Origin of the sequence: Carbonicoccus niuqiaonis, assembly GCF_050157065.1 — a bacterium.
In the GTDB taxonomy this organism is placed as follows: domain Bacteria; phylum Actinomycetota; class Actinomycetes; order Propionibacteriales; family Propionibacteriaceae; genus Avipropionibacterium.
The window spans coordinates 645,038-661,898 of sequence record NZ_CP189573.1; the positions used below are offsets into that span (position 1 = coordinate 645,038).

Below are 16,861 nucleotides of genomic sequence, written 5' to 3' on the forward strand. Positions count from 1 at the left end.
GTAATGTGTGCGCCGTAAGGCGATGACCGGAAGGGCCTCCGTGGAGCTGGCCGACTACGTGCGCGTGTTGCGCAAGCGATGGGTGTCCATTGTTGCGCTCGTCCTCCTCGGTGTGGCGATCGCCGCCGTCGTCACCATGACGCAACGTCCCGCGTACGAGGCCACGTCCGAGGTGTTCGTCTCCACCCAGGGCGGAGACAGCTCGGCAGACCTCCAACAGGGCAACAACTACACCCTCCAGCGCGTCAAGACATACGCCCACTTGGCGACGACGGAGATCGTGCTCCGGCCCGTGATCGAAGAGCTGGGCTTGGAGACCACGCCGGGGCAACTGGCCAACCAGATCAGCGCCACGGCCGTCACCGACACCACGATCGTCGAGGTCACCGCCACCGACGAGAACCCCGAACGAGCGGCCGCACTGTCGAACGCGGTCGCGGCGACCCTGGCCACCGTGGTGCAGGAGATCGAGCCCGAAGTGGGCGAGGCGGGCCAGAGCAGGGTCAAACTGACGCTGACGCAGTCGGCCGACGTACCGCAGCAGGCAGTGAGCCCACGCGTGCCGGTGAATCTCGGGCTCGGACTGCTCGTCGGGCTGGCGCTCGGTGTCGGGGCAGCCGTGCTGTGGGAGCTGTTGGACACCCGGGTCCGCACCGCGCGCCACGTCGAAGAGGTCACCCATCACCCCCTGGTGGGTGGGATCGTTGCCGACCCGCGTGCCAAGGCCCGCCCCCTGATCGTGCAGGCAGATCCGCTCAGCCCGGTCGCCGAGTCCTTCCGTGCCCTGCGGACGAACCTCCAGTTCGTCGAGGTGGACGGTCGGTCCCGCAGTTTCGTGATCACGTCGTCGGTGCCCAGCGAGGGCAAGAGCACCACCGCGGTCAACCTGGCGCTGACACTCGCCGACGCCGGGCAGACCGCCATTCTGGTCGACGCCGACCTGCGTCGGCCCAAGGTGGCGACCTACATGGGCGTTGAAGGCGGAGTGGGACTGACCGACGTGCTCATCCACCGCGCCGAACTCGCCGATGCCGTGCAGTCGTGGGGGAACGGCGGCCTGTACGTCCTGCCGGCAGGGCAGGTGCCGCCCAACCCGTCAGAACTGTTGGGCTCCAAGGCGATGCGACAGCTCGTCGACACCCTCGAGGAGGAGTTCGACTGGGTGATCTTCGACGCACCACCCCTGCTGCCGGTCACCGATTCGGTCGTGCTCGCCAAGCACCTGTCGGGTGCCATCGTCGCGGTGGCTGCGGGGCAGACGACGCGTCACCAACTGGAATCGTCCATCGCGGTGCTGGAGAACGTCGGCGCCCCGGTCGCGGGCATCGTCTTGACGATGGTGCCGGCCAAGGACGACGCCGCCTACGGCTACGGCTACCTGCCGGTGCAGAACGCGGCGACACCGAAGCGTCGAGCCGTGCGTTCGCAGGGCTCCGAGTCAGGGCAGCCCAGCCGGTCGGCCGAAGGCCCGGACCACCGGCCGGCGCACAGTGCAACGGACGTACGTTCCGAGGCCGCGGCTCACGAGGCGACCATTCGGTGAGTGAGTCGCAGGCCTCCGCCACCAGCGGCGTCGAGGCACCTCCGGTCGCCCCCGCCACCACCGAGATCCAGCAGCGAGTGTTCCTGTCGGCACCGGACGTGGGCGAGGCCGAGGAGCGGGCCGTGGTGGATGCCATCCGATCGGGGTGGATCGCCCCCCTCGGCCCGGACGTCGACGCGTTCGAGGGAGAGTTGGCCGGACGGGTCGGAGTCGAGCATGCGGTCGCCCTCTCCTCGGGAACGGCGGCACTGCACCTGGGCCTGTTGGGGATCGGGGTCCGGCCGGGCGACGTCGTGGTCACCTCGTCGATGACGTTCGCCGCGACCGCCAACGCCATCGTCTACACCGGGGCTGAACCCGTGTTCGTCGACAGCGACCCCGACAGCGGCAACGTGGACGTCGAGCTGCTCGAGCGGGCAATCGACGAGTTGCTCGGCGAGGGTGCCCGCGTCGCGGCGATCGTGCCGGTCGACCTGCTCGGCAAGGCGGTGGACTACACCGCGGTGGAAGCCATCGGGCGGGAGCGGGGGATCCCGGTGCTCGCCGATGCGGCCGAATCGTTGGGGGCCCGGCACCGGGGTCGTGCCGCCGGCTCGTTCGGCCGGGCCTCGATCGTGTCGTTCAACGGCAACAAGATCATGACCACGTCGGGGGGCGGCATGTTGCTCACCGACGACGAGGACCTGGCTGCCCACACCCGCTATCTGGCCACCCAGGCCCGACAGGCCGCGCTGCACTACGAGCACGTCGACATCGGCTACAACTACCGGATGTCCAACCTGCTCGCCGCACTGGGCCGGGTCCAACTTGCCCGCCTGGACTCCATGATCGAGCGGCGTCGGATGCGGCGCCAGCAGTACCGCAGGCTGTTTGCGGCCGTGCCGGGTGTGGAGATCCTCGGCGGCGCCGACGACGCCGACGACAACCACTGGCTGACCGCCGTCGTGGTGGACGAAACGGCGGGCTTCGAGACGGCGGGGCTGCAACAGGCCCTCGCCGAGCACAACATCGAGAGCAGGCCGCTGTGGAAGCCGATGCACCTGCAACCGGTCTTCGCGGAGCGCCGGGCGTACGTGAACGGTGTCTCCCAACGACTGTTCGAACGCGGGCTCACCCTGCCGAGCGGCTCCGTCCTCGATGACGGCCAGTTCGACCGGGTCATCGCCGCGATCACCGACTTCTTGACAACCACGACGAGAGGATGAGCTGGATGCGAGTGCTGATCACTGGTGGCGCAGGTTTCATCGGAGCGAACCTGGCCCGCTACATGACCGAGCAACGCAACTTCAGCACGGTCCGGGTGCTCGACGACCTGAGCACCGGGGCACGCAGCAACCTCGACGGCCTCGACGTCGACTTCCACGAGGGATCGGTGACCGAGCCGGCGCACCTGGAGCGAGCGGCGGAGGGGGTGGACACCATCGTCCACCTGGGGGCACTCGGCAGCGTGCCGCGTTCGGTGAACGACCCGCTGGCGAGCCACGCAGCCAACCTGACGGGCACGTTGAACGTGCTCGAGGCGGCACGTCGAACGAACAGCCACGTGATCTTCTCCTCGTCCAGTTCGGTGTACGGGTCCAACACGAAGCTGCCGAAGTCGGAGTTCGACTGGACCCGGCCGATGAGCCCGTACGCCGTCACGAAGCTGGGCGCGGAGGGGTACGTCCTGGCCTACCAGCACGCATACGATCTGCCGACCTTGGCGTTCCGGTTCTTCAACGTGTACGGACCGTTGCAGTCGTCGGGGCACGCGTACGCCGCGGTCATCCCGATGTTCCTGGAGGCGGCGCTGGCGGGGAAGCCGTTGAAGGTCCACGGCGACGGCAGGCAGTCCCGGGACTTCACCTATGTCGACACCGTCTGCGCCACGTTGACCAGCGCGGTCGAGCAACGGCTGTCCGTCGCCGACCCGATCAACCTCGCGTTCGGCACGAACACGACCCTGCTCGAGCTGATCGACATCCTTGCCGAGGAACTGGGCCAGCCCCTCCCGGTGGAGCACGTCGACCCCCGGCCCGGCGACGTCCGCGCCTCACAGGCTGATGGCGAGCGGATCCAGCAGTACTTCCCGGACGTGGTCCCGGTCGAGCTCAGCGCAGGGGTGGCGACGACAGCGGCCTGGTTCCGCGAGCGGCTCGCGGGCTGAGGCCACGGCCCGGTTCACCCCCGGTGCCGGCCACCGTCCGGGTGTGTGCCGGTGACGGAGCAGTCGGCGTGGCCCGCCGCGGGCTGGCCGGGTCGGCTGCGGCAATGTCGCGCCGATCCAGCGCCACGGCCAGCGCCAGGCAGAGCGCGAAGATCAGCCAGAACGACAGTCGGCGGATCGCAAACCCGGGCAGGGCGTAGACCAGCAGCACCATCACGATGGTCATCAACGTCCAGTGTCGAAGCAGCCGGCGAATGGTCAGGGCCAGCATCACGAACAAGCCGAGGGCAGCGGGGATGCCCAACATGGCCGCCAGCTCGAGATAACTGTTGTGGAACTCGAAATCGCCGCCGTCTGCGTACGTCCCGGGGCCGAGCCCGAGCAGGACGACGTGGTCCAGCACGTCGTTGAAGTCCAGCCACAGGGTGAGGCGGCCCCAGCCGTTGGAGTCGCTGTCCAGGAACCGTTCCGCGAGCCCGAGGACGCGGTCCCAGAGCAGGGCGACCCCCACCACGGCCGCCATCAGCACCGCTGTGGTGAAGGCGACCCTCCCCGACCGGCTGCCGATGCGGTCGAGGGCGAGGAAGAAGAGTGCCAGGGCGGCCACGACGCCGACCGCGAGGAGCAGTGTCGCCGACGCTGTCAGGTAGCCGAGGACCAGCGTCACGGCGGTGATCAACAGCCACCACGCCCGCTGTCGGGCGGTGCGGGCGAGCAGGAGGGCCCGGAAGTTGATGAAGATGCTGGCGCTGAGCATGACGGCCAACTGGTGGGGGTTGTCACCACCACCGGCGAAACGCTGTCCGTACCAGAGCCGCGAGCCCAGGAACGTGGTGGAGATGGTGATGCTGTAGACGTACAGGCCGGCGAACCAGACGGTCGTGGCACCGCCGATCGCGGCCAGCAGCCGGTTGAGCTGATCGGCAGTCCGTCCCTGCAGCACCGAGTAACCGAGGACGCAGATGATGCCGAGATAAGCCCACGTGACGAGCCCTGTGGGGGTGGTCGACCCCGGGGTGACGACCACGCCGTGCAGCGTGCCGGCGACCAGGATCCCGAAGAAGACCACCCACGCCTTGCCGAGCGTCCCAGGGACGAGCGGGTGACGGGCGTTGAGGCAGGCCAAGACGCACCATGCTGCCGCGAGCACCTCCGCCGGGCCGATCTTGCCGAACCGGAGTCCGGTCATCGGGCTCAGCACCAGCGCGGCCACGAGGAGTACGTCGATCCGCCTCACGTGTCAGCCCTGCTCGCGGTCCACCAAGTTCTTGACGAACAGCCGTTTGCCGCTCGTCTCGCTGGGGATGGTGTCGACGTGGTGGATGGTGACGGTGCTGGCGGTATCGAACTTGTGCGCGAACTCGTCGCGGAGGATGTCGTCGTCGCTGTCCTTGAAGGTCTGGTCGACCACCACGTACAGGTCGACCTGACCGACCCGGTGCTGTTGGAGCTGGGCCTCGACGATGGCGTTCGGCACGTTCTTGAGCAGGTTGGCGAGGTTGGGGGAGTACACCTTGCTGCCGTCGGTGCGGTAGAGGAACTGTGATCCCCGGCCCGAGATCTCGTCCACCATTTCGCTCTCGTTGCCACACTCGCACGTACGGTCCGAGCTCAGGGTCGCCCGGTCACCGATCCGGTAGCGGATCAACGGGGTGGCGTGGGTGGTGAAGCTGGTCACGAAGATCTCGTCATCGGTGAACTCGAACACGCCGGTGGACATCTCGACGTGGAGTCGACCTGCACGGCACTCGGTGATAAAGGGTGCACCCTCGGACGAGGCGTACTGGTTGAACACCTTCGCCCCGAAGGCCTCGGTCAGCAGCTCGCGATCCGGGTCGGTCAGAGTCTCCGCCGTCGGGAAGATCCCCGTCATGGGGTGGGCCAGACGGATGTCGTTGGCGAGCATGTGACGGGCCAGGCCCAACATCGAGCTGGGGAAGCCGTCGAGGGAGTCGGGTCGGAAGCGGTTGAGATCGTCGAGGTAGCTGTCACCGGTCCGGTCGCTCACGTGGAACGGGGACAGCAGCAGCTGACGACAGGCGTGGTTGTACCGGGTGTACGGGCCACCGCGCTGGCTCGGCGGGATGATGTGTCGACCGCCGAAGCTGGCCCGCCGCATCCTGCGGTGCTCGAACCCCACCCGATGCTTGAAGTGGTCGAGGATCGCCATCCGACGCTGGATGTCGGTCTCGGACTGGGTCACCTCCAACGACTTGCCGGTCGTGCCGCCCGTGTGGACGATGACGGTCCTGCCGACCCCTTCGCCGACCTGCACCTCGTCGGCGTGGGCGCGGATGTCCTCCTTGTCCACCGTCGGCAGTCGCGGCAGGTCGGTGACGGACCGGACGTCGGCGACGTCCACGCCGGCTTCGTCGTAGATCCGGCGGTAGTAGCGACTCCGGGCGTACGCGTGGCTCACGAACCGGGCCAGGGCCAGGTCCTGGTGCTCGCGCTTCTGCTCGTACGACAGCTTGTCGAACTCCGTCAGCCAGCGGCGATGCTCCCGGTAGACCTCGCCGTAGCGCTGCCACGCGATCTGCCACCCCTTGACCGAGGTCATCAGGTTCTGCACCGCCACGGGGGCGGCGTCATAGACCCGCTCGAGCCCGCTCATGCTCACAGTCGTACCACGTGGGGTGCCGAGAGCACGTTCCGGGTGTCGAGGACGCGAGCGGCAGGATCGTCCAACAGGGACAGGTCGAAGTCGTCGTGGTCGGTGAGCACCAGGACCAGGTCACTGGCGGCGACGGCGTCGCCGTCGAACTGGGTCCGCTCGATGCGGACGGGCCAACGGTGCTCCTCGACGTGGTCGTCGGCTGCCACCACCTGCGCACCCTCCTCACGCAGCAGCTCGGCGATCCGCAGGGCCGGGGACTCACGCGTGTCCCCGGTGTTGCGCTTGTAGGCCAGCCCCAGCAGCAGGATCCGGGAGCCACGCAGTGGCTTGGTGTCGTCGTTGAGCAGTCGACTGGCACGTTGCACCACGTACCGAGGCATGTGGTCGTTCACGTCGTTGGCGAGTTCGACGAACCGGAAGCTCTGTCCCAGGCTGCGTCGCACCTGCCAGGACAGGTAGCTGGGATCCACCGGGAGGCAATGGCCGCCGACGCCCGGGCCGGGGGTGAACTTCATGAACCCGAAGGGCTTGGAGGAGGCGGCGTCGATGGACTCCCACAGGTTGACGCCGAGCTGGTGGGCGTAGATGGCGAGTTCGTTGACCAGGGCGATGTTGACGTGTCGGAACGTGTTCTCCAACAGCTTGGTCAACTCGGCCTCGCGAGTGCCCGACACCGGGACCGTCCGCTCGATCAGCGAGTCGAAGAACGACTGCACCTGCTTCAGCGATCGTTCGTCGATGCCGGAGACCACCTTGGGCGTCGACACGAAGGTCCACCTCTGGTTGCCCGGGTCGATCCGTTCGGGGCTGTAGCCCACCGAGAAGTCCTTGCCCGCAACCAGCCCGGATCCCTGTTCCAGCACGGGAATGAGCAGTTCCTCGGTGGTGCCGGGGTAGGTGGTTGACTCCAGGATGACCGTCGAACCCGGCGTGATGTACGGCGCCAGGGCGGCCCCGGCGTCCTCGATGAAGCTCAGATCGGGCAACGTCTCGCGCAGTGGCGTGGGAACGGTGATCACCGCGACCGAGAAGTCGGCCGCCTCGGCGTAGTCGGTGGTCGGCAGGTAGGCACCGGAATCGATGGCCGACCGGACCGCCTCGTCGGCGACGTCCTCGACGAACGAGACGCCGCTGCGCAGGGCCGCGACGCGTCGCTCGTCCACGTCCAGCCCGATGACCCGGTATCCCACTTCCGCGGCCCGCATCGCGACCGGAAGGCCGACGTAGCCCTGGCCGATGATCACGATCTTCTCGGTGTCACCTGGCATGCATCAGTCCTTCGGTGTCGTGGTGAGGAGCGGGCGGGGGTGAGCGGGGACGATCGCCGACCAGGTCATGTCGTGGTGCGCCCGTGCGACGAGGGGGAGGTGTCTGGGGCCGCATGGCCGCTGAACCGGGAGGCCCGCTCCACCTCGTCCGGGTCGATCGGCTCGACCGGCACCTGTCGGATCAGCGGGTGGCCACTGCGGGTACCGGACTCGTTCTCGGAGAACAGCACCTCGTGCAGCTTCTCGCCGTGGCGCAGTCCGGTGAACACGATGTCGACCTGCTTGCCGGACTCGCGTACCAGGCGCTTCGCGACGTCGAGGATGCTCACCGGCTTGCCCATGTCGAGCACCAGCACGTTGCCGGGCGAACCGATCGCGGCGGCCTGCAGGGTCAGCTGGCACGCCTCCTGGATGGTCATGAAGTAGCGCGTCACGTCGGGGTGGGTCACCGTCACCGGGCCGCCACGTTTGATCTGGGCCCGGAACGTGTGCAACATCGAGCCGCGGGAGCCGAGCACGTTGCCGAACCGCACCGACAGGTACGGCGTCTCGTACTGCTCGGCGTAGCTGGCCGTCAGGCGTTCGGCGTAGCGCTTGGTGCGGCCCAACACGCTGGACGGATCGGCCGCCTTGTCGGTGGAGATGTTGACGAACCGCTCCACCCCGTGGTGCTGGGCGCAGGTGAGCACGTTCAAGGTGCCCAGCACGTTCGTCTTCCACCCTTCCTCGGGGTACTGCTCCAGCATGGGCAGGTGCTTCAGCGCGGCGGCGTGGAACACCACCTGCGGCCGGTGGTGGGCGAACACCTTCTCGAGCGCGTCCAGGTCACGGATGTCGCAGAGCACCATGTCGTCGGTGTCGAGCAGGCCCTTGCCGTAGATCGACAACTGCACCCCGTGCAGTGCCGACTCGTCCCGATCGAGCATGATCAGCTTCTCCGGGCCGAACTGGTGCAGCTGGCGCGCCAGCTCCGAGCCGATCGACCCGCCCGCGCCGGTGACCAGCACCCGGCGGCCGGAGACCAACTCGATGATGTCGCTGAGGTCGGTCTCGACCTGGTGCCGACCGAGCAGGTCCTCCACGTCGACCTCGTGCAGTTGGTCGAGTCGGACCCGTCCGCCGATCACCTCACGCAGTGGCGGCAGCACGACCAACCGGATCCCCGCATCGTCCAACTCGGCACTCAGGTCACGGACGAAGGCGCTGTCGGCAGTGGTGTTGGCCAGGATCACCACCGACACGTCCCGCTTCCCCGCGATGCCGACCAGCTCGTCCCGCGTCCCCAGTACCCGCTTCCCCGCGAGGGTGAGGAACCGCTTGGCGGGGTCGTCGTCGATCAGCCCGACCACGTTGAATGGGGGATCTGGCAGGCGTACGAGCTGGTGCAGCAACTGTGCACCGGTGTCACCCGCGCCGTACACCAACGCCTTGGGCGCATCGGCTGAGGCATGGTGGGTGGTCGTCGCCCACGTCCGATAGCACCAGCGCGCGACGGCCATCATCACCAGCGCCACCGGGGCGATCCCGATCGCACTGCCTCGGGGGAAGTTGGGGATCGCGGTCAGCGCGATCACGCCGGCGGCGACTGTTGTGAGCCCGACCAGCAAAGCCAGGGCAAAGGCTTCGTCGAAACTGCCGACCCGGTAGCGGCCGCGGTAGAGCTTGGTGGCGACGCCAATGCCGATCTGGATCGTCAGGGCGATCGCGAGGTAGAGGACCAGCGCGCGCCACTGCATGGGTGCGAGGTTGAACTCGTAGCGGGCCACGATCCACACGCCCGCAGCCACCATCCAACTCAGCGCGTCCCAGACGATCGCCAGCATGCGGGCGGCGAGGATGTTGGTCGCGGACGTGGTGGTGGACCGTGGGGCAGCACCGCTCGGCGGCGCAACCGCTTCGCGGAGCAGGGGCATGGGGCGACTCCAGATGCAGGGACAGCCCGGGTCACAGGCCCGAGCTGCGCTGGGTCATCCCCCGACGGAACCCAACACAATGGCGATCATAAGGGGAGTCGACATTTTCGGCAATCTCGGGTCTCGACTGACGCTATCGGCAGATTTCGAGCTCGGCCGACGGAATTCGAGTTCGCCGGGCATCGTTCGCGTTCGGATCTCGACGAGCTCGATCGTCATTTCCGCTGGCGAATGTGATCGTCCGCGTCGCCGGGCATCTGAGACCCTGAGGCCATGACCCCGGTTGCCCGATGAGCACGACACCAGGTGCCGACCTCGTCCGACGCATCCCACCGACCTGGCTGGTGGTCGGTGGCATCGTCTCGGTGCAGGTGGGGGCCGCTGTCGCCAAGGACCTGTTCACCCTGGTGCCGCCGACGGCGATGACGTGGCTGCGGTTGACGTTCGCCGCCATCATCCTGCTGCTCGTCGCGCGGCCACGACTTCGGGGTCGGAATCGCCGGGATTGGCTGGTGATGGCTTGGTACGGGCTGATGCTGCTCGGGATGAATTGGGCCATCTACCAGTCGTTCGCCCGGATCCCGCTGGGGGTCGCGGTCACCATCGAGTTCAGCGGACCGCTGCTGCTCGCGGTGATCGGCTCGCGACGCCTGCTCGACGTCGTGTGGGTGGTGCTGGCCGGCGCGGGGGTCGCACTGCTGGGTCTGGGGCCGGTGGCGGTCGACTGGATCGGCATCGGGTTCGCGCTGCTGGCCGGTGCCTGCTGGGCCGGCTACATCGTCGCCGGTGCCCGGCTGGGCCGGCAGTGGTCGGGGGTGTCGGGGCTCGCCATGGGCAGCCTGCTCGGTGCCGGCCTGCTGGCGCCGGCCGGCGTGATCGACGGCGGTGCCGCGCTGCTCAACCCGACCGTGCTCGGGCTCGCCCTGATCGTGGCACTCGTGTCGTCGGTGATCCCGTACAGCCTGGAGCTGGTCGCGCTGCGCCGGATCCCGCCCCGCGTCTTCGGCATCCTGATGAGCCTGGAGCCGGGAGCCGCGGCGCTGGCGGGTGCGCTCATCCTGCGCGAACTGCTCGCCCCGTTGCAGTGGCTGGCGGTGGCGCTGGTCGTGGTCGCCAGCATCGGTGCGAGTCGGGGTGCCCGTCGAGCCCGGGCACGGGCCGAGGAGGTCGGCGGTTGAGTCCGGCGGCTCGGGCGGGCGCGGGTGCGTGGCCTCCCTGTACCGTGGACGGGCCGGAGACAGCGCGTTTCCAAGGAGGGTCGACGATGGGCATCTTTGACAAGGCCAAGCGGCTTGCCGATGAGGCGAAGGACCGGGCCGGACAGTTGGCCGAGCAGCACGGCGACAAGATCGACCAAGCCATCGACAGGGGCGGTGACTTCATCGACAAGCAGACCGGCGGCAAGTACGCCGACAAGATCGACCGCGCCGGCCAGTCCGCGAAGGACGCCGCCGACCGCCTCGCCGACCAGAACCGGAACGACGGCGGACACGAGGGTGGCGGCGACCGGACGCCCCCACCACACAACTGAGGTCCCTCGACAAGGTCGGGGAGCGTACTGGAAGGAATGACGATGGGCTGGTTGAGCAGGCTGCTGGGACGTGAAGGCGCCGACGACGACAGTCCGGTGGCGCCGCGCATGCTCGACCAGGCCGCCCGGCGGGCTCAACTGGGCGAGCTCGAGGCGGCCCTCGAAGAACTGGTCGCCGCGATGGACTCGCCGCCGTCCCCGGTCGAGAACCCGGGCTGGGTGGGCCGGATCAAGGACTACAACCACCACCTCGGCACCACGACGATGCTGCAGAAGCAGCCGGTGACCCGTGAGGCACTGGTCGAGCTGACCGCCGGTATGCGTCCGCTGTTCACCACCGGCCAACCGGTCCCGGCGGGGCTGGAGCACCTGGTGCCGCTCTCGGACAGGGTGATCACCCTCACCCGCCAGCTCGAGGAGCCCCTTCCCAGCGAGGCGTGACGGCAACTCCTCGTGAGGCACTTCGCCCCTCTTGCAGCACCCTGCCCCCTGCTGCAGCGGGGGCAGCGTTGAGGTGTGGGGGCGAGGTCAGGCTTTGGCGGGCGGACCCTTCGGGGCCCTCGACAAGCTCCGGGGACGGTCTGCCGGTCAGCGGGGTAGTGCCACGCGATCGTCGTCTCGGACCGCGAGCCCGTCGGCGAGCAGCCCGGCCAGTGCCCGGGCGGCCTGTGCCGGGTCGGGCCACCCGGCGAGCAGCGTCGCGGTCGGTACGGCGTCGCTGGTCGCCCGCAGCTGCGCCAGCAGCACGCCGCGGCACTGCCGATCCGTGCCTTCGTAGGCCTGCCCGCGGCGTGGTGGACCGTCGTTGGCCGGGCGCCCGGCGCTGTGCCAGCTGCACGACCGCGACACCGGGCACCGTTCACAGCCCGGGGCCCGGGCCGTACACACCAGGGCGCCGAGCTCCATCGATGCGACCGCCCACTTCGCTGCCCTGGTTCGGGTCCGGGGGAGCCAGGCCGTCGCCCGGTCGACCTCGGCGCGGGTCATCGAGACCGGTGCCTGGGCTTGGCCGTCCTCCAGCCGGGTGAGCACCCGGCGGACGTTCGTGTCGAGCACGACGTGTCGCTGCCCGTACGCGAAGCTCGCGATCGCGGCCGCGGTGTAGGAGCCGACGCCGGGCAGGGCGAGCAGTGCGGCGTGGTCGTCGGGGACCTGGCCGCCGTGGTCGGCCACGATCACCCGGGCCGCTGCGTGCAGCCGCAACGCCCGCCGCGGATAGCCCAACCGACCCCATGCCCGTACGGCTTCGCCCGCGGCCTCGGCGGCCAGGCCGGTCGGGGTGGGCCAGCGCCGCAACCATGCCTGCCACGGCTCGACGACCCGGGCCACCGGGGTCTGCTGCAACATGAACTCGCTGACCATCACACCCCACGCGGTGGTGCCCGGTGCCCGCCACGGCAGGTCACGGCCGGCCCGGTCGTACCACCGCACCACCGCCTGGACGACTGCCGACCGATCCACCGGACCACCGTACCGGGACCACTTCTGCCCACGAACCGGCGCGGATCGCCATCCCGGCGGCGTTTCTCGGCGATCCCGGGTCATCGGCTGCTTACCCTTCGAGCATGAGTGGCGTGTTGGATCCCGTGGGGCCCGAGGAGCCGAGGACGTACTGGATCCGTCGCGGCATCGTGCTGGCTGCCGTGGTGGCCCTGGTCGTGGTGATCGTGGTCGCGGTCACGGCGCTGACCGGCGGGGCCGGTGGGCAGGCCGCCGCACCACCACCGACCGACAGCAACGCTCCGAGCCTGGAGCCCGAGAACAGCGAGCCGCCGACGCCGAGCGCGTCCCCGGAGACCCCGGCGCCGTCGTCGAGTGGCGCCACCCCCTCCGCGTCCAGCTCGGAAACGCCGTCGGCCACCACGTCGCCGTCGGGCTCGGCGACCAGCCCCGCGGCCACGCCGTCCGCGACGTCGAAGGCGCCCACCACGTCGGCACCCCCACCGCCGCCCAAGGCGTGCGATCCGTCGCAGCTGCGGGTCACCCTGACCGGGCCCAACCAGATCAAGACCGGCCAGCAGCTGTCGTTCGAGGTCGGCGTGATCAACGGCTCCAAGACCGCCTGCACGCTCGAGGTCAACGAGGGCAACTACGAGTTCCGGGTCTACTCCGGCACCGACCGGATCTGGAGCACCAAGGACTGTGCGGCCTGGAACCCGAAGATCAAGCAGGTGCTGGAGCCCGAGGCCGACGTCAGCTGGAAGGTCGACTGGGGTGTGAAGCGCAGCAAGGCGCCGTGCAGCACCACCAAGGACGTGTTGCGGCCGGGGACGTACGCGGCGAACGCGCTGCTCACCGGCGCCGAGCCGGTGCAGCTGGTGATGCGGCTCCGCTGAGCCTGGCGGAGCAGCTCAGCGTTTCCGCCGGGGCGCCACGTGCTTGAGCGCCTCGCGCCGACTCAACGGACTCAGCTCACGATCGTCGACGTACTCCAGCACCCAGTCGGGATCGGTCTTCGCGAACTCACGCAGCGCCCACCCGATCGCCTTGCGGATGAAGAACTCCGTGCCGTACGGGCTTTCCGGGAGGTTGGCGTCCAGGCAGTGCGCGAGCAGCACCGTGTCGGTCTCGGCCTTTGCCGGCAACTGCGACAGGATCGCCACCCGGCGTACCCACAGGTCGTCGTCGGTCGCCCAGCTGCGCACGACCGGCGTGGCCGCCCGACGAGCGGCGCGCAACACCGGTGCCACGTGATGTGTGGCGATGTCGTCGACCAGGTCCCACCAGGCACCGGTCCGTGCCAGATGGTGGAACAGCGGCAGGGTGCTGACGTCGAGAAACTCCCGGTAGCGCCGATGGCCGGCCAGGGCGAGCGCGGCATAGCGCTCCTCGCGGTAGGCCGCGTCGTCCCACAGCTCTCGGACGCACGCCTCCCAGGCGGCCCGGTCGGAGAGTTGGTGGGCCGGATCGCCGAGCAGGGGACGCAGGGTCGCCCGGAGTGCGGGGCTGGTCAGCCCCCGAAACGGCATCGCCGACTTCATGTAACGCTGCTGGCCGATCGCCCGCTCCGGATCGCCCACGCCAGCCAAGCTGTCCCGGACGGCGCCGATCAGGGCCCGGGCTGGGTCCGGTGCTGCCGACACGAGTCAGTCCAGCGACTCGGTCATCGCCGACTCGGCGAGTCGGGTCAGTCCTTCGCGGATGATCTTGGCGCGACCCTCGCCGACCCCGTCGACCAACTGCAGGTCGGTGGCCGACGCCCCGAACAGTGCCTGCAGCGAACCGAAGTGCTCCAGCAGCCGGGGTGCCAGCGAGTGGGGCAGCCGGTTGATGCTGGCCAGCTGACGCAGCCCGCGGGGCGCGATCTTGCCCTCCAGGTGCTCCTGCGGGCCGAAGCCCAGTGCCCGGGCGACACACGCCACGTCGAGCAACTCGGTCGTGGTGAACCCGGTCAGCGACTGGAACCCGGCCGCCTCGACGCCGAGGGCGTAGTCCTGCTCGATCAGGGCGCCCAGTTCGTCGATGCCGGCGTTCAGCTCGTGCAACTGCAGGGTGAGCAGCCGACCGTCGGTGCCGAGCTCGACGGCGTACCCACTGAGCTCGTGCTCCAGCCGACGCACCATCTCGAGACGCTGCGCGACCAACGCGAGGTCGCGCAGCGTCACCTGGTCCTCCACCTCCAGCGCCGACAGCTTGGAGATCAGCTGCGACAGCCGGCTGCGGTAGCGCTCCAGGGTCTGCAGGGCCTGGTTGGCGCGCGACAGGATCTGTTCGGAGTCCTCCACGACGTGCCGCTCGCCGTCCAGGAACAACGTGATCAGCGACATCGACGCCGACACCGTGATCGTCGGCAGCCCGGTCTGCTTGGAGACCCGGTCGGCGGTACGGTGCCGGGTCCCGGTCTCGGGGGTGTCGATGTCGGCATCGGGTACGAGATGGGCGGCGGCCCGGCGGATGCGGCTGGCGTCGCCGTCGATGATCAGCGCCCCGTCCATCTTCGCCAACTCGCGCAGCGACTGCGGCGTGAACGGCAGGTCGAGGGCGAACCCACCGGTGGTGATGTCGTCCACGGCCCGGCTGTGTCCGAGCACGACCAGGGCCCCGGTACGACCACGGAGCACCCGTTCCAGGCCGTCACGCAGCGGCGTGCCGGGCGCCATCATCGCCTGATGGTGTCGGAGTCGAGTGAGGTCAACGGGCACAGGTGTCCTTCGGTGGAGCGACGTCACCGGGTGTGCCGGCACGGAACGGTTCGGGTGGCGCCCCGCCCGGGTGGGCGGTCTGGCGCCGGTCCGGGGGAGGGGTTGCCGGACCGACGCCATCCTAGGCGACGCGGAGCGTTCCGCGGCGCGCCTCGGGAAAGTCGGCGCGGGCGCCCTACCTGCAATACGCGACCGGGTCGGGAAGGGTTGCACCCCTCGTACAGGGAATTTCGATCGGCACGATTCCCGGCAGAGGCTGGCGTCAGCGGAGCGGGGTGACGTTGCCGGGGGCCGGCAGCCCGATCCACTCCAGGGCGTCACCGATCGACGGGACCGGCCAGGTCCGCAGGCCGTCGACCTTGCCGAGGTCGGAGACGTGTGGCACGACCGCGACCGAGAAGCCGAGCCGCTTGGCCTCGGCGACCCTTCGCGCGACGCCGGGGATGCGACGGATGTCGCCGGCCAGCCCGACCTCACCGAGTGCCACCGCGTTCGTCCGGGTGGTGGCGCCGCGGTGGGCCGAGGCGACCGCCAACGCGATCGCGAGGTCGGCGGCCGGATCGGTGAGCCGCGCCCCGCCGACGGTCGACACGTACACGTCCCGTTCGTGCAACGGCATCCGGCCGTGCCGCTGCAGCACGGCCAGGATCATCGACAGCCGACTGCCGTCGATGCCGTTGGTGACCCGCTTGGCGCGGCCGTCGGGGCTGGGGCTGACCAGCGCCTGCACCTCGGCCAGCAGCGGGCGTTGCCCCTCCATCGTCACCGTCAGGCAGGTCCCCGGGACCGGGGTCGACCGTTCGGTGGTGAACAGCCCGGACGGGTCGGTGACCTCCACGATGCCGAGGTCGGACATCTCGAAGCAGCCGACCTCGTCGGACGGGCCGAACCGGTTCTTCACGCCGCGGACCATCCGGAAACCGGAGTGCTTGTCACCGTCGAAGGACAACACCACGTCGACCAGGTGCTCCAGCAACCGTGGCCCGGCGATCGCCCCGTCCTTGGTGACGTGGCCGACGATCATCACCGCCATCCCTCGCCGCTTCGCCACCCGGACCAGGGCGGCGGTCACCTCCCGGACCTGGGTGACCCCGCCGGGGGAGCCGTCCGCCTCGGCCGTACCGATGGTCTGCACCGAGTCGAGCACCATCAACGACGGGCCGACCTCCTCGATGTGGCCCAGCACCGTACCGAGGTCGGACTCCGCGGCCAGGTACAACTCGTCGGCGACCGCATCGGTCCGCCCGGCCCGCAGCCGTACCTGCGCGGCCGACTCCTCGCCGGTCACGTACAGCGTGCGCCGACCCTGCTTCGCCCAGCGGGCCGCCACCTCCAGCAACAGGGTGGACTTGCCGACCCCGGGCTCGCCGGCCAACAGCACCACGACCCCGGGCACCAACCCGCCGCCGAGCACCCGGTCGAGCTCGCCCACCCCGGTCAACGCGCGACGTGCGTCCGTCGCCGAGACGTCACCGATCGGGACCGCCTTGGTGCTCGGTGCCGACATCGCGACCTGCTTCAACTGGGGAGCACCGATCGAGTCGACGCTGCCCCAGGCCTGGCACTCGCCGCAGCGCCCGACCCACCGCACCGACGTCCAGCCGCACTCCGTGCACCGGTATGTCGACTTCGTCTTCGCCACCGTTCGACCTCCTCCTGGCCCCACCAGCCACGCTGGCGTCGACCGACTCGCCCTTACAG

Annotated in this window: 15 protein-coding genes; 7 read left to right on the top strand and 8 right to left on the bottom strand. The window is 69.4% G+C overall.

The window, feature by feature from the left end; all coding sequences use genetic code 11:
- Positions 1-22 precede the first annotated feature (22 nt).
- From ACQBAU_RS02900 to ACQBAU_RS02910, 3 genes are read left to right on the top strand one after another with little or no spacing between them, the layout of a single operon-like run.
- Entirely contained in the window at positions 23-1,543 is a 1,521-nt protein-coding gene (locus ACQBAU_RS02900; protein ID WP_465255257.1) for a tyrosine-protein kinase domain-containing protein, read from the top strand.
- A complete protein-coding gene (locus ACQBAU_RS02905) occupies positions 1,540-2,748 on the top strand; it encodes a DegT/DnrJ/EryC1/StrS family aminotransferase (protein WP_465255256.1) in 1,209 nt (402 codons plus the stop codon). The genes ACQBAU_RS02900 and ACQBAU_RS02905 overlap by 4 nt, the downstream gene beginning before the upstream one ends.
- Complete coding sequence (locus ACQBAU_RS02910; protein ID WP_465255255.1) at positions 2,745-3,689, top strand: NAD-dependent epimerase/dehydratase family protein; 945 nt, start codon at positions 2,745-2,747, stop codon at positions 3,687-3,689. The genes ACQBAU_RS02905 and ACQBAU_RS02910 overlap by 4 nt, the downstream gene beginning before the upstream one ends.
- Here the strand turns inward: ACQBAU_RS02910 and ACQBAU_RS02915 are convergent.
- The 4 genes from ACQBAU_RS02915 to ACQBAU_RS02930 all read right to left on the bottom strand — a co-directional run bounded on the left by ACQBAU_RS02915 (position 3,634) and on the right by ACQBAU_RS02930 (position 9,487).
- Positions 3,634-4,926 (bottom strand): O-antigen ligase family protein, encoded by a 1,293-nt coding sequence (locus tag ACQBAU_RS02915; protein WP_465255254.1) that lies wholly within the window; start codon positions 4,924-4,926, stop codon positions 3,634-3,636. The genes ACQBAU_RS02910 and ACQBAU_RS02915 overlap by 56 nt on opposite strands.
- 3 nt (positions 4,927-4,929) lie before the next feature.
- Positions 4,930-6,303: a phenylacetate--CoA ligase family protein gene (locus ACQBAU_RS02920; protein WP_465255253.1), complete on the bottom strand. Its 1,374-nt coding sequence runs from the start codon at positions 6,301-6,303 to the stop codon at positions 4,930-4,932.
- 2 nt (positions 6,304-6,305) lie between these two features.
- Entirely contained in the window at positions 6,306-7,574 is a 1,269-nt protein-coding gene (locus ACQBAU_RS02925) for a nucleotide sugar dehydrogenase (RefSeq protein ID WP_465255252.1), read from the bottom strand.
- 65 nt (positions 7,575-7,639) lie between these two features.
- Complete coding sequence (locus ACQBAU_RS02930) at positions 7,640-9,487, bottom strand: polysaccharide biosynthesis protein (protein ID WP_465255251.1); 1,848 nt, start codon at positions 9,485-9,487, stop codon at positions 7,640-7,642.
- Between the two features lie 290 nt (positions 9,488-9,777).
- Between ACQBAU_RS02930 and ACQBAU_RS02935 the strand changes: the two genes are divergently transcribed.
- The 3 genes from ACQBAU_RS02935 (at position 9,778) to ACQBAU_RS02945 (ending at position 11,459) form a co-directional block, all read left to right on the top strand.
- Positions 9,778-10,665, top strand: a complete 888-nt coding sequence (locus tag ACQBAU_RS02935; protein ID WP_465255250.1) for an EamA family transporter — start codon at positions 9,778-9,780, stop codon at positions 10,663-10,665.
- A gap of 86 nt (positions 10,666-10,751) precedes the next feature.
- Positions 10,752-11,018: an antitoxin gene (locus tag ACQBAU_RS02940; RefSeq protein WP_465255249.1), complete on the top strand. Its 267-nt coding sequence runs from the start codon at positions 10,752-10,754 to the stop codon at positions 11,016-11,018.
- Positions 11,019-11,060: 42 nt separating this feature from the next.
- Complete coding sequence (locus ACQBAU_RS02945; RefSeq protein WP_465255248.1) at positions 11,061-11,459, top strand: hypothetical protein; 399 nt, start codon at positions 11,061-11,063, stop codon at positions 11,457-11,459.
- Positions 11,460-11,606: 147 nt separating this feature from the next.
- Here the strand turns inward: ACQBAU_RS02945 and ACQBAU_RS02950 are convergent, their stop codons facing one another.
- Complete coding sequence (locus ACQBAU_RS02950; protein ID WP_465255247.1) at positions 11,607-12,479, bottom strand: HhH-GPD family protein; 873 nt, start codon at positions 12,477-12,479, stop codon at positions 11,607-11,609.
- A 104-nt stretch (positions 12,480-12,583) separates the two neighbouring features.
- Between ACQBAU_RS02950 and ACQBAU_RS02955 the strand changes: the two genes are divergently transcribed.
- On the top strand, positions 12,584-13,354 hold the full coding sequence (locus ACQBAU_RS02955; RefSeq protein WP_465255246.1) for a hypothetical protein: 771 nt from the start codon (positions 12,584-12,586) through the stop codon (positions 13,352-13,354).
- 15 nt (positions 13,355-13,369) lie between these two features.
- On the opposite strand, the gene ACQBAU_RS02960 is transcribed toward ACQBAU_RS02955, so the two are convergent.
- From ACQBAU_RS02960 to radA, 3 genes are all read right to left on the bottom strand, one after another.
- Entirely contained in the window at positions 13,370-14,038 is a 669-nt protein-coding gene (locus ACQBAU_RS02960; protein WP_465259446.1) for a DNA alkylation repair protein, read from the bottom strand.
- A 66-nt stretch (positions 14,039-14,104) separates the two neighbouring features.
- Positions 14,105-15,121 (bottom strand): DNA integrity scanning diadenylate cyclase DisA, encoded by a 1,017-nt coding sequence (gene disA, locus ACQBAU_RS02965; protein ID WP_465259447.1) that lies wholly within the window; start codon positions 15,119-15,121, stop codon positions 14,105-14,107.
- A gap of 301 nt (positions 15,122-15,422) precedes the next feature.
- Complete coding sequence (gene radA / locus ACQBAU_RS02970; protein WP_434550304.1) at positions 15,423-16,802, bottom strand: DNA repair protein RadA; 1,380 nt, start codon at positions 16,800-16,802, stop codon at positions 15,423-15,425.
- Positions 16,803-16,861: the final 59 nt, after the last annotated feature.

Coding starts and splice junctions, on each gene's coding strand:
- ACQBAU_RS02900 (WP_465255257.1), top strand. CDS start 23: ATGACCGGAAGGGCCTCCGTGGAGCTGGCCGACTACGTGCGCGTGTTG.
- ACQBAU_RS02910 (WP_465255255.1), top strand. CDS start 2,745: ATGAGCTGGATGCGAGTGCTGATCACTGGTGGCGCAGGTTTCATCGGA.
- ACQBAU_RS02920 (WP_465255253.1), bottom strand. CDS start 6,303: ATGAGCGGGCTCGAGCGGGTCTATGACGCCGCCCCCGTGGCGGTGCAG.
- ACQBAU_RS02925 (WP_465255252.1), bottom strand. CDS start 7,574: ATGCCAGGTGACACCGAGAAGATCGTGATCATCGGCCAGGGCTACGTC.
- ACQBAU_RS02930 (WP_465255251.1), bottom strand. CDS start 9,487: ATGCCCCTGCTCCGCGAAGCGGTTGCGCCGCCGAGCGGTGCTGCCCCA.
- ACQBAU_RS02935 (WP_465255250.1), top strand. CDS start 9,778: ATGAGCACGACACCAGGTGCCGACCTCGTCCGACGCATCCCACCGACC.
- ACQBAU_RS02940 (WP_465255249.1), top strand. CDS start 10,752: ATGGGCATCTTTGACAAGGCCAAGCGGCTTGCCGATGAGGCGAAGGAC.
- ACQBAU_RS02945 (WP_465255248.1), top strand. CDS start 11,061: ATGGGCTGGTTGAGCAGGCTGCTGGGACGTGAAGGCGCCGACGACGAC.
- ACQBAU_RS02955 (WP_465255246.1), top strand. CDS start 12,584: ATGAGTGGCGTGTTGGATCCCGTGGGGCCCGAGGAGCCGAGGACGTAC.
- disA (WP_465259447.1), bottom strand. CDS start 15,121: ATGATGGCGCCCGGCACGCCGCTGCGTGACGGCCTGGAACGGGTGCTC.